This is a genomic window from Roseovarius ramblicola (genome assembly GCF_042430665.1).
Lineage (GTDB): Bacteria > Pseudomonadota > Alphaproteobacteria > Rhodobacterales > Rhodobacteraceae > Roseovarius > Roseovarius ramblicola.
This window is the reverse complement of record NZ_JBHMEC010000015.1, coordinates 260,430-271,811: the sequence shown is the minus strand read 5'-3', so window position 1 is coordinate 271,811 and position 11,382 is coordinate 260,430. Positions and strand designations below refer to the sequence as shown.

The 11,382-nt window shown below is 66.7% G+C and carries 10 protein-coding genes; 3 read left to right on the top strand and 7 right to left on the bottom strand.

Features of this window, described 5'->3' with window-relative positions:
- Positions 1 to 244 precede the first annotated feature (244 nt).
- On the top strand, positions 245 to 2,386 hold the full coding sequence (locus ACFFU4_RS09945) for a hypothetical protein (protein WP_377069608.1): 2,142 nt from the start codon (positions 245 to 247) through the stop codon (positions 2,384 to 2,386).
- A 19-nt stretch (positions 2,387 to 2,405) separates the two neighbouring features.
- On the opposite strand, the gene ACFFU4_RS09940 is transcribed toward ACFFU4_RS09945, so the two are convergent.
- The 7 genes from ACFFU4_RS09940 to ACFFU4_RS09910 all read right to left on the bottom strand — a co-directional run bounded on the left by ACFFU4_RS09940 (position 2,406) and on the right by ACFFU4_RS09910 (position 9,613).
- Positions 2,406 to 4,079 (bottom strand): CAP domain-containing protein, encoded by a 1,674-nt coding sequence (locus ACFFU4_RS09940; RefSeq protein WP_377069606.1) that lies wholly within the window; start codon positions 4,077 to 4,079, stop codon positions 2,406 to 2,408.
- 213 nt (positions 4,080 to 4,292) lie between these two features.
- Positions 4,293 to 4,424, bottom strand: a complete 132-nt coding sequence (locus ACFFU4_RS09935; RefSeq protein WP_377069604.1) for a hypothetical protein — start codon at positions 4,422 to 4,424, stop codon at positions 4,293 to 4,295.
- A 445-nt stretch (positions 4,425 to 4,869) separates the two neighbouring features.
- The gene (locus ACFFU4_RS09930) at positions 4,870 to 5,433 is read right to left on the bottom strand and encodes a hypothetical protein (protein WP_377069602.1); all 564 of its coding nucleotides are present in this window, start codon (positions 5,431 to 5,433) and stop codon (positions 4,870 to 4,872) included.
- Entirely contained in the window at positions 5,426 to 7,396 is a 1,971-nt protein-coding gene (locus ACFFU4_RS09925; protein WP_377069600.1) for a DNA gyrase/topoisomerase IV subunit B, read from the bottom strand. Before ACFFU4_RS09925 ends, ACFFU4_RS09930 begins: the two co-directional genes overlap by 8 nt.
- Positions 7,397 to 7,555: 159 nt before the next feature.
- Positions 7,556 to 8,176: a class I SAM-dependent methyltransferase gene (locus ACFFU4_RS09920; RefSeq protein WP_377069598.1), complete on the bottom strand. Its 621-nt coding sequence runs from the start codon at positions 8,174 to 8,176 to the stop codon at positions 7,556 to 7,558.
- A 22-nt stretch (positions 8,177 to 8,198) separates the two neighbouring features.
- Entirely contained in the window at positions 8,199 to 8,939 is a 741-nt protein-coding gene (locus ACFFU4_RS09915; protein WP_377069596.1) for a CDP-alcohol phosphatidyltransferase family protein, read from the bottom strand.
- The gene (locus ACFFU4_RS09910; protein ID WP_377069594.1) at positions 8,936 to 9,613 is read right to left on the bottom strand and encodes a phosphatidylserine decarboxylase; all 678 of its coding nucleotides are present in this window, start codon (positions 9,611 to 9,613) and stop codon (positions 8,936 to 8,938) included. The genes ACFFU4_RS09915 and ACFFU4_RS09910 overlap by 4 nt, the downstream gene beginning before the upstream one ends.
- Positions 9,614 to 9,721: 108 nt before the next feature.
- On the opposite strand from ACFFU4_RS09910, the gene ACFFU4_RS09905 reads away from it, so the two are divergent.
- Positions 9,722 to 10,660, top strand: a complete 939-nt coding sequence (locus tag ACFFU4_RS09905) for an aldo/keto reductase (RefSeq protein ID WP_377069592.1) — start codon at positions 9,722 to 9,724, stop codon at positions 10,658 to 10,660.
- A complete protein-coding gene (locus ACFFU4_RS09900) occupies positions 10,657 to 11,316 on the top strand; it encodes a DUF938 domain-containing protein (RefSeq protein ID WP_377069590.1) in 660 nt (219 codons plus the stop codon). Before ACFFU4_RS09905 ends, ACFFU4_RS09900 begins: the two co-directional genes overlap by 4 nt.
- The last annotated feature ends 66 nt before the right edge of the window (positions 11,317 to 11,382 follow it).

Genomic DNA, 11,382 nt, shown 5'->3' with positions numbered 1-11,382 from the left:
CCCGACAGGAAACAACGTCTGATACATCTGTTTCGCGTGCGGGGATTGCCATTTCAAGGTAAAAAGTCCCCCCGGGTACCTTCATCCGCGAGTTGTGGCGTTTGCGCCAATCCAGGCACTTGAGGCGTTTGTGCCAATTCAAATAAATGTGAGCGGAAAGTCCTCTCCGCGACCATGATTCCGGGCCGTCCCGTGCCATCCGGGCCGTTCAGTTTCTCCGCAACGCGTGTTTGCGGAGGGTGGCATGCGCCTGCATTTCGAGGGCGGCTCGACCGTGGGAGACGATCTTCTGGACGTGGGGATCGAGGCGCTTTCCGCGGTCGATATCGCCGGGACCATGATGGTGATCGCCGCCACCGGCGCCGGGGGCGGGATGAGCGTCCGGCGGCTGCGGCCCGACGGCACGCTCGAGGTCGCAGACAGCGCGCGCTTCGATGGTGCTTTCGGCGGAAACATCAGCGCCCAACTCGCTGTGCTTCAGGACGGTGGTGCCGGGGCGCAGGTGGTGCTGGGCGGGTCGGCCACTGGCCTGTTTGTCCTGCCGGTCGATACGGACGGGCGGATCGGGGACAGGATCGGCTCCGGGCCGTTGACGGACGGGCCCGCCGCGGTGGTCACTCTGGCGCATCTCGCCGGTGCCCCGGGCGGGGATATCCTCGCGCTCGCCGGTGCTGCCGAGGAGATCGCGGTTTACCGTGCCGCGGCGGATGGCGGGTTCGAGCAGATCGCGTCGCTGCCCGGGCAGAGCGCGGCGCTGGCGCTGGGCTCCTCGCAGCAGGGGACGGTACTGTTGAGCGCCGAGGCGCTGCTCGACCGGGTCACGGGGGTTGTGCTGGATGACGCAGGCACCGCAACCGTCACCGGCACGGGCGGGCCCGACGAGGGGCTGGGCATCCATGCCGCCACCGCGCTGCTCCTGACCGAGGCACATGGTCAGGACTTCGCGATCCTCGCGGCGGCCGGCAGTTCCTCGCTCAGCGTCCTGCAGATGCGGGCGGACGGGACGTTCGTGCTGCGCGATCACCTGATCGACAGCCGGGGCAGCCGGTTTGCCGATGTCCAGGACATCGCCGTGGCGGAGGTGGCCGGGCAGGTCTTTGTCGTTGCGGGGGGCGGCGATGACGGGATCAACCTGCTGACACTCCTGCCGGACGGGCGTCTGGTGCATCTCGATGCCATCGCGAACGGACCGGCGGGCGGGCTGGACGGGATCACCCGTCTGAGCATGACACAGGCGCAGGGCGCGCTGCAGATCCTTGCTGCCACGCAGGGCGATGCCGGTCTGGCGCACCTGACCGTGCCGATGGCCGGTATCGGCACGGTGATCCGTGGCGGCGGCACGCTGACCGGCACTGCGGGGCATGACCTGATCGTGGCAGAGGCGGACGGGGCGACCATAGACGGGGGTGCGGGCGACGACATCCTGGTCGCCGGCCCGGGCGGAACCACCATGACCGGTGGGTCGGGGGCGGATCTCTTCGTGCTGCACCGGGTCGGTGGTGAGGTCCGCATCACCGATTTCAACCCACATCTCGACCGGCTCGACCTGTCGGATTTCAGTTTCCTGCGCAACCCGGAGCAATTGGCGGTGATCGCGCGGGAGGGGGGCGCGCGGCTCACCTTCCGCGACGAGGTGATCTTGCTGGACAGCCACGACGGCAGCGGGCTGGAGCGGGCCGACCTGTTCGATCTTGCCTTTGACGGCCCGGACAGGCTCGGGGTTGTGACCGTGCGGGACCAGCCTGCGCCGTCCGATGACCCGGACCCGGACCCGGGCGCCGTCCCGGACCCGACCCCCGGCCCGGACCCGGCACCCGGTCCCGCCCCCGACCCGGCACCGCCGCCGAGTCTCGAAAACGACCGGCTTCTGGTGATCGACCCCGACGGCCTCAACCCATGGCTCACCGGCGCGCAGGTGCGCTTCGTCCCCGATGATGGCCCGCCACTCTTGGTGAGTGCCGATGCGCTGGGCCGGTTCGACCTGTCGGCGGCGGCGGGGCAGAGCGGGATGCTGCACATCTCGCGCGACTATTCCCCAGGCGATCCGGGCATCGGTGTGGCCGACGCGCTGGATATCCTGCGGCTTGCCGTGGGTCTCGCGCCGGCCTTCGGGCCTGCCACCCCCTACGATCTGATCGCAGCCGATCTCGACCGCGACGGCGCGGTGACGGTGGCCGATGCGCTGGATACGCTCCGCTTTGCCGTAGGGCTGCAAACGCCCAGTGCGCCGGAATGGGTGTTTATGGACGCGGCTGCCGATATGTCGATGATCGCGGAAGGCGGTGCACCACCGACCGAGGGGATGCGTCTCACGCTGCCCGTGCCCGGCGAGCCGGGATTCGAGACCACGGCGATCCTACTCGGGAATGTCGACGGCTGGGCCTGAGCCTGGCGCGACACCCTGTTCAGACCGCCAGCGTCGCCCCCGGATCGCCGAGGATCACCAGCGTCAGCTCCACATGCGCGTCCGCGGTCAGCCCGTCGAGCTGAACGCCGCCGGAATAGCTGACATCCGACGGTGTCAGATGATCCAGCGGTTGATCGGACCCGAGCAGAACGGCGTCGCCCACGCCATCGGCCCCGAGACCCACCGCCACACGCAGGACATCGAGCGCGTCACTGACCCCGACCTGACCGGAGCGGTCCACATCCGCCGCGATCAGGTCATGCGGCGTGGCCGGCCCGAAGGACGGCGCGAGGCCGACGGCGAGCCGCAGGATATCGAGCGCGTCGGTCACGGTGGGCTGGGCGTGGGGCCCGTTGCCATCGGCAAGGTCGAGATGACCGGTGGCCCCGTCCGGCAGGTCGAAGCCGAAAGCGCCACCGGCATCGGTGAGCGTGTCCAGCACGGTGCCGTCCGACAGCGTAAAGCGCAGCCCGGCCTCGCCGACCGCGGTGCCGTCCGCCGCGCGGAGCGTGCCGCCAAGCGCAACCGTGCCCGTGGCGGGCGGCCCGATCGTCTGCGTCTCGTCGGCAAACCGCAGGAACGTGATGTCCGTCAGCAGGTTGGTGCCATTCGTGTCCGGCCCGCCGCGCAGGTCGGCCACCTCCGTGCGGCCATCGGCCAGGGTGGTGATCCGGTATTCCGTGCTCAGGCCGGTGAACACGGCCGTATCCGCCCCGCCGCCGCCGATCAGGGTGTTGTCGCCACCTCCAAGATGGAACTGATTGTCGAGCGCGTTGCCGGTGACCGAATTGTCCACCGCGCCCAGCATCTCCACGTCGGTCGCGCCCGCCCCCAGCACGATATTGCCGGAGGTCAGGATGCGGTTGCCGTCGACCAGATCGAGCTTCACGTTGTCGCCCGACATGTCCACGATCAGCTCGATCGCCCCCGCCCCGTCGCCGAGTGTCACCGCGACCGCCGGGTTGCTGTCGAGCGCAAGGCTGTATCCGCCCGCGGCCCATGTCGTCGTGACAGCCCCGCCCGCGGCGACGGGTGCGGCCCCCACCCCCTCGCCGACGGAATAGAAGCCGTCCGCGTCCTGATCGTCATAGACCACGCCGGTAAGAAAGACGCTGCTGCCCGACAGGCCGAACTTGTGGGTCAGCATCGACGTGTTCCAGTCGCGGACCACGCCGTCGCTGTCTGCCGCCGTGAACACCCCCAGGCTCTGCGCCACGCCAGTCTCGCGGAAATTACCGTCGAACATGTTCACGCGGTGGCCGGGGCTGGCGTAGAGGTCGCCGAAGTGGGGTCCGATCGCGGCCTCCGTATCGAGAGCGCCGGTGGTGTTGACCATCGCGAGGTTCTCGCCCCAGGCCCAGTTGCCCTCAAAGACATAGCCCGCCGCGATCATGCGATCCGCGGGATTCGACCCGCCCGCGCCGGTATGCGCGAACGTGTCGGTGTCGAGCATCCATTGCCCGTGACCCGCCGCCGCCTGCTGTATTTGCGCGTTGGGGGCGAGCGCCTGAACCGGTGCCGGGCCGATCTCTTCCAGCCCCTGGCCCGGATCCGGCAGACCTGCGTTCAGGTCGATCCCCTGACGCGCGGCCTCGGCCAGCGGATCGAGCCGCGCCCTGTTCACCAGTTCGAGGAAAAGCTGTTCATTGGCGGTGAGCATTGCGGCAGACATGTCCTTTCGACCGAAACGGTACCTTCACATGCGATTGTCCTGAGGAATGACAAACGATCAAGGCCATTATCGGGCGAGGATGCGGAAACGGACAAGCAGAATGCGCGCGCACGCGCCGGAAACCGCCGAGCGCAGGCCGCGCGTCTGCCCGCATCGCCGGAGGGGACGGCGCGCGGGACGGGTATCACACCGCCCCGCGCGTGGGGGTCGGTGTTACTTGACCGCTTTGCCCCCGATCACGGGGGCGGTCTTGCCACTGTTGGAATTCGCGGTGGCGAGGACCTTGGGCTTTTCCTTCTTCGGCTTCTTGGCCTCGCGGTTGTTCTGGCTTTTACCTTTGGACATGGGAGCGTCTCCTGAAAGATCCCGTCCGGGCGGGATGCCGGGCCGGTCCGTGCTCAGGGGATCAGGGGAGCCTGACAGGGTCAGGGCGATGAGCCCTCGGGCGCAGCAGGCACGGCGCGGGGCCGGTGCTGCATCGTGGAAGATAAGCGGGCGGGGGCGTGGCGGCAAGAGGGGTGATGGGGCATTCGCCCGCACCCGTCATCCCCGCGAAGGCGGGGATCTCGTGGAGCCTGTCGCGCCCTGTCCGCGGAAGGGGCAGCCGCGCGGTCGACGGGCCGTCACGCCAAAGGCGTGTCGATTATCAATGACGTACCTCCGGTGCGACGGGCGACCCGGCGATTAGCTTAGGTACTTCGTTTATGCGAACAAGGCGGGTGAATCCCAACGAGATCTGGGCGATGTTGGAAGGAATCTGTTGTGCTGACACCCATCCTACGTTTTCGGGTTATTCATCAAGCCCAATACAATTGCGAAGAGCATTCATCATGTCAAAGTAAGTCTGTTGGAATTTCTTAGAGGATGCGATAGTATTTTCTTGAAACATGTCATCATACGCCGCTTCCCACTTGTAGTTGGCATGTATCCGGCGATCTGCCATGCCATTGGCAATCCAAGCTTGTATTTTTGCGTCTTCACCCCATCCAGTGAACGTCGTGAACGCCAAGTGAATAAATTCGTTATAAAGTTCGTAGAAATCATCAGATAGCAAGTGCCTATAGATATTTACCTTTTTGTCCAAGTTTCGCTTAGTCGTGAGCACATCTTGGGGTGATATATCTTTCCAGTAACCGAGAAAGGTGCAGAAGCAGAAAACTTTATTCAGGTCTGGCGCTATGTCATCATACAGCTCAATTCGCTTTTCAGTAATTTTTCTACTCTGCCATTGAGCATTGTCGATACTCTTCAGTCTTTGATTGAGAAAGTATCCAACGAAAGCGACTGTTATTGGAGTCAAAATACTTATTACTAACTTGGCGGCATCCAAAGAATACTCGGCCGGGTTAAACATCCAACTCCTCCACGAACCTCGCATTCTCCGAGATATACTGGAACCGCAGTTCCGGTTTTTTCCCCATCAGGCGCTCCACCAGATCACCCGTCTGCCCCGGCTCGTCCTCGTCGATGGTGACGCGGATGAGTTTGCGGGTGGCCGGGTCCATCGTGGTTTCCTTGAGGTCCTTGGCGTCCATTTCGCCCAGACCCTTGAAGCGGCTGGACTCGATCTTGCCGCCATTCTTTCCCTTGGGGCCCCCCAGCCCCTTTTCCATCCACAAATCACGCTCGGCCTCGTCGAGGCAATAGACCCGCTTTGCCCCCTGCGTCAGCCGGTAGAGCGGCGGGCAGGCCAGATACAAATGCCCCGCGTCGATCATCGGGCGCATCTGGGTAAAGAAGAAGGTCATCAGGAGCGCCGCGATATGCGCGCCGTCGACATCGGCGTCGGTCATGATGATGACCTTGTCATAGCGCAGATCGTCGAGGTTGAATTTCGTCCCCAAGCCCACGCCGAGGGCCTGCGTCAGGTCGTTGATTTCCTGATTGCTGCCCAGTTTCGACGAGGCCGCGCCCAGCACGTTGAGGATTTTGCCCCTGAGCGGCAAAAGCGCCTGCGTCTTGCGGTCCCGCCCCATCTTGGCGGAGCCGCCAGCCGAATCCCCCTCGACGATGAACAACTCCGTGCCGTCGCGGGTGTTCGACGTGCAATCCACCAGCTTGCCGGGCAGGCGCAGTTTCTTGGTGGCGGTCTTGCGGGCGGTTTCCTTTTCCTGCCGCCGACGCAGCCGTTCCTCGGCGCGCAGCACGAGGAAATCGAGAATCGCGCCGGCGGATTTCGTGTCGGCGGCGAGCCAGTTGTCGAAATGGTCGCGCACCGCGCCCTCGACCATGCGCTGCGCGTCGGTGGTGGCCAGCCGGTCCTTGGTCTGGCCGACGAATTCCGGCTCGCGGATAAAGCACGAAACCAGCGCGCAGCCCCCCGATATGAGATCCTCGCGGGTGATCTGCGCGGCCTTGCGGGTGTTGCTCAGCTCGCCATAGGCCTTGATGCCCTTGAGGATCGCGGCCCAGAACCCGGCCTCATGCGTGCCGCCCTCGGGCGTGGGGACGGTGTTGCAATAGGACTGGATGAAGCCGTCGCGCGCGGGCGTCCAGTTGATCGCCCATTCGACCTTGCCGGGCACGTTGTACTTGTCGCGGAAATCGACCGTCCCGGCAAACGGGCGCGCGGCATAGGTGGTGGCACCACCCAGCGTCTCGTTCAGGTAGTCGGCAAGACCGCCGGGGAATTTGAACGTCGCCTCCTGCGGCGTCTCGCCATCGGCGATCTCGGTTTTCCAGCGGATTTCCACGCCGGAGAACAGGTACGCCTTGGAGCGCGCCATCCTGAAGAGCCGCGCGGGCTTGAGCGTGAGCGTGCCGAAGATCTCGGGGTCGGGGTGAAAGGTGACGGCGGTGCCGCGCCGGTTGGGGGCCGCGCCCACCTTTTCCAGCGGGCCCTGCGGCAGGCCGCGCGAGAATGCCATGCGATAGAGTTCGCGGCCCCTCGCCACCTCGACGCTCAGGTGATCGGAGAGCGCGTTCACCACCGAGGAGCCGACCCCGTGCAAGCCGCCCGAGGTCTGGTAGCTGTCGCCCGAGAACTTGCCGCCCGCGTTGAGCGTGCAAAAGATGATTTCCAGCGCGGTCTTGCTCGGGTCCTTGGGGTGCGGGTCGATGGGGATGCCGCGCCCGTTGTCGCGCACGCTGACATGGCCGTTGGCGTGCAGCTCCACCTCGATCCATGTGGCGTGCCCCGCCACCGCCTCGTCCATCGAGTTGTCGACGATCTCGGCCACCATGTGATGCAGCGCGCGGTCGTCCTTGCCGCCGATATACATGCCGGGACGCAGGCGGACATGCTCCATGTCCTCCAGAACCTGGATCGAGGAGGCGTCATACTCGGATTTCGGGGTGGGCGAGAGAAGATCGTTCATGCCGCTGCTCTTTGTTTTATGGCTTGGGCGGCAGTATGGCAGAGCGCGCGGAGCGGGGGAAGTGGGCGCGGTGGCGGGCGTCGGCCGGATACCCGTATCCGCGAGTGTCCGGCACACGCCGCGCCGCCGGGGGGCGGACCATGCCGCCGGTCCCGGGGATCAGTTCATCCGTTTTTCCAGAACCAGAAAGGTCATCATCCCCATCGGCGGCAGGTCGCGGCGGGCGACGACATGCAGGCGCGGGTCGCACAGCACCGTGTCGATCTCGAAATCCGAGTGCCAGCCCAGCACACGCTCCAGCGGCGCGGCGGCGCGTGCAAGCCCCGCCCAGACGCCGCGCTCGTGGCGGAAATGGTTGGTGATGACGACCTGCCCGCCGGGGCGCAGCACGCGGGCGATCTCGGCCATCACGCGGTCGGGTTCGGGCACCACCGACAGAACGTGCATCGCCGCCACGGTGTCAAAGCTGTCATTGGGGAAATCTAGGTCGCGCGCATCCATCTGCCGCAGTGCCGCGACATGGGCCAGCCCCAGCCTCGACACCCGCGCCCGCGCCTTGCGCAGCATGTCCTCGCTATAGTCCACGCCGGTGACGCGCAGCCCGCGACCGTAGGCCGCGAGCGACAGCCCGGTGCCCACCCCCACCTCCAGCACATCTCCGCCACGGGCGTCGATATGGGCCACCGCCGCGCGCCGCCCGGCATGGGTGATCTTGCCGAAGGTCGCGTCATAGACCGGGGCCCAGCGGGCGTAACTGTTCCTGACCGCGTCGAGCTCCATCACCAGTCCCCTCTGTCACTCATCAGGATCGGTTCGCTGGATACCAGATCAAGGCCGCCCAGATCACGACCGCCACATAGGCGAGGCAGATCACGATCAATGCCGCCCAGGTAAAGAGCGTCAGCGCCGCGGCCACGCAGGCAAAGGCGAGCAGGAAGAACTTGACGTTCTCGCGTGAGATCTTGGTGCGTTTGAAGGACCACACCGGCACCGGCGAGATCATCAGCAGGCCCACCCCGGCCATGTAGAGCCCCACCAGCGGCGCGGGCGGCGGCGACATGCCCGGCAGCGCGAAGGTAAAGAACATCGGCAGCATCGCCAGCAGCGCTCCGGCGGGCGAGGGCAGGCCCTGGAAATACGCCCCCGATCCGCCCTTGGCCCCCTCCTCGCGGGAGCTGACGTTGAACCGCGCCAGCCGCATCACGCAGCACACGGCAAAGAACAGCACCGCGATCCAGCCCGCGTGCCGCATGTCCTGCAGGCCCCAGAAATAGATCACCAGCGGCGCGGCCACGCCGAAATTGACGAAATCCGCCAGCGAATCGAGTTCCGCCCCCATCGCCGAGGTGCTGCGCAACAGCCGCGCCAGACGCCCGTCCAGCCCGTCGAGCACCCCGGCGATGAGCAAGAGTTGCACCGCGCGCACGTAATCGCCCTGCACGCCCATGCGGATCGCAGTGACGCCGGCACAGATCGCCGCCACCGTCAGCATGTTGGGCAATAGCTGCGCCAGCGTGAGTTCCTTGCGCGGGGGTCGGCTCATGCGCCCGTCTCCGCACGTCCGGTTTCCGCGATCACCGTCTCGCCGGCGATCATGGTCTGGCCCACGCGCACCAGCGGCGTCACGCCTTCGGGCAGGTAGACATCGAGCCGCGAGCCGAACCGGATCAGGCCGAACCGCGCGCCGCGCGCGATCTCGTGCCCCTCGCCGGTAAAGCACACGATCCGCCGTGCCACCAGCCCGGCGATCTGCACCACCGGCAGCGCGCGGCCATCCTCCATCTCGATGACGATGCCGTTGCGCTCGTTATCGGCGCTCGCCTTGTCTAGCGAGGCATTGAGAAACTTGCCGGGGCGGTAAGCCACCTTCGCCACCCGCCCCGCCACCGGCGCGCGGTTCACATGGCAGTTGAACACGCTCATGAACACGCTGACGCGGGTGAGCGGCGCGTCCGGCAGGCCAAGCTCGGCGGGCGGCACGGCGGGCTCGATCAGCGACACGATGCCGTCCGCCGGGCTGACGATCAGGCCGGGGCGCGCGGGCGTCACGCGCTCGGGATCGCGGAAAAAGTAGTAACACCAGAGCGTGAGCCCCGCGCCGATCCAGCCCAGCGGCTCCCATGCCAGAAACAGGAGCAGCGTGACCCCGGCAAAGATCGCGACAAAGCGGCGCCCCTCGGGGTGCATCGGCTTGATGAAGGTCTCGTGCATCTTCATGCGGGCGGCGTCCTCGGGCGCAGTCTTTCCTGAATCGCCTAAGCCTCATGCCCTCCGGATGCAAGGCGGCACCTTTTCTTCGGTCTCGCCGCGTGGCACCTTGCCGCCATGAATAATCCGATCACCTCCGCCGACGGCACCCCCGCGAGCCGCTTTGCCTTTGGCACCATGCAATTCGGCGGCACGGCGGACGAGGCGGCCTCGCGCGCCATGTTCGACGCCTGCGTCAATGCCGGCATCACCCATTTCGACACCGCGCATCTCTATACCGACGGCGCGGCGGAGACGCTGCTCGGCCGCTTTGCCGCACCGCATCGCGAGCGCCTCGTGATCGCGACCAAGGCGGGCTATTCGGGCGGGGCGGGGGCCGCCAATATCCGCGCGCAGTTCGATCTCTCGCGGCAGCGGCTCGGGATGGATCACGTCGATATCCTCTACCTGCACCGGTTCGACCCCGACACAGCCCTGGAGGAAACGCTGGAGTGCTTCGCCGACCTGAAATCGCGCGGGCAGATCAGCCATGTCGGCCTATCCAATTTCGCCGCATGGCAGGTGATGAAAGCCGCCTGCATCGGTGCCCGGTTCGATCTGCCCATCTCGATCCTGCAACCTTTGTATAGCCTCATCAAGCGGCAGGCAGAGGTGGAGATCCTGCCGATGGCGGCCGCTGAGGGGATGGTGGTGGCGGGCTACTCGCCGCTCGCGGGCGGGCTGCTCACCGGCAAATACGCGCGTGGCGAAACCGGGCGGCTCACCGGCAACGAACGCTACGCGATCCGCTACGGTCAGGGCTGGATGCAGGACGCCGCCACCGCGCTCGTGGACATCGCCGCCGGGCTTGGCACCGATCCCGCGACGCTCGCCGTCGCCTGGGCCGCGCACCATCCCGCCGGGACGGTGCCGATCATCTCGGGCCGCTCGGCGGAGCAGATCGCGCCCTCCCTCGCCGCGATCGGCTTCGCCATGGACGATGCGCTCTACCACCGCCTCGCCGCGCTCACCCCCGCGCCGCCCCCGGCGACCGACCGCACCGAAGAGGGCGCATGACCCCGCGCCGCACCCTGCCGCCGATGGCCTCGGTCGCGCATCAGGCCGAGGGGGCCAAGCTGCACGCCCCCTCGGCCGAGCGCAACGCCGGACCGATCGCCGAGGCGTTGCGCGAGATCGCGCCCGGGACGGGCCGGGCGCTGGAGCTGGCATCGGGCACCGGGCAGCACGCGGTGGCCTTTGCCCGCGCCATGCCGGGGCTCGACTGGCAGCCGACCGAGATCGACCCCGCCCGTCGTGGCAGCATCGACGCCTACGTGTCCGAAGCAGCCCTTCCGAACCTTTCTCCCGCCCGCCCGCTCGACGCGACCGCACCGGGATGGGGGGCAGAGCATGGCGGACAGACGATGGTCGTGCTGGTGAACCTGTTGCACCTCATCACCACGCCCGAGGCGCGGACGGTGGTGCACGAGGCGGCGCAGGCGCTCGTACCCGACGGCTGCCTCGCCCTCTATGGCCCGTTCCTGCGCGACGGTCAGGCCACGTCGGAGGGCGACGCCCGATTCGACGCCAGCCTGCGCGCGCAGGGCCACGGGATCGGCTACAAGGACCTGGCCGAGGTCTCGGGATGGATCACCGCCGCCGGGCTGCCCCCGCCACAGACGCGCGAGATGCCCGCCAACAACCTTCTTCTCACCGCCCGCCGCCCGGCCTGATCTGGATCAAGGCCCCGCGCCCCTTCCGGTGCTTTTTGCAACCGCAGAAACCACCGGCAGAAGGAC

Excerpts from the sequence above, each read along its gene's own strand:
- ACFFU4_RS09945 (WP_377069608.1), top strand. The coding sequence starts at position 245 with ATGCGCCTGCATTTCGAGGGCGGCTCGACCGTGGGAGACGATCTTCTG.
- ACFFU4_RS09940 (WP_377069606.1), bottom strand. The coding sequence starts at position 4,079 with ATGTCTGCCGCAATGCTCACCGCCAATGAACAGCTTTTCCTCGAACTG.
- ACFFU4_RS09935 (WP_377069604.1), bottom strand. The coding sequence starts at position 4,424 with ATGTCCAAAGGTAAAAGCCAGAACAACCGCGAGGCCAAGAAGCCGAAG.
- ACFFU4_RS09930 (WP_377069602.1), bottom strand. The coding sequence starts at position 5,433 with ATGTTTAACCCGGCCGAGTATTCTTTGGATGCCGCCAAGTTAGTAATA.
- ACFFU4_RS09925 (WP_377069600.1), bottom strand. The coding sequence starts at position 7,396 with ATGAACGATCTTCTCTCGCCCACCCCGAAATCCGAGTATGACGCCTCC.
- ACFFU4_RS09920 (WP_377069598.1), bottom strand. The coding sequence starts at position 8,176 with ATGGAGCTCGACGCGGTCAGGAACAGTTACGCCCGCTGGGCCCCGGTC.
- ACFFU4_RS09915 (WP_377069596.1), bottom strand. The coding sequence starts at position 8,939 with ATGAGCCGACCCCCGCGCAAGGAACTCACGCTGGCGCAGCTATTGCCC.
- ACFFU4_RS09910 (WP_377069594.1), bottom strand. The coding sequence starts at position 9,613 with ATGAAGATGCACGAGACCTTCATCAAGCCGATGCACCCCGAGGGGCGC.
- ACFFU4_RS09905 (WP_377069592.1), top strand. The coding sequence starts at position 9,722 with ATGAATAATCCGATCACCTCCGCCGACGGCACCCCCGCGAGCCGCTTT.
- ACFFU4_RS09900 (WP_377069590.1), top strand. The coding sequence starts at position 10,657 with ATGACCCCGCGCCGCACCCTGCCGCCGATGGCCTCGGTCGCGCATCAG.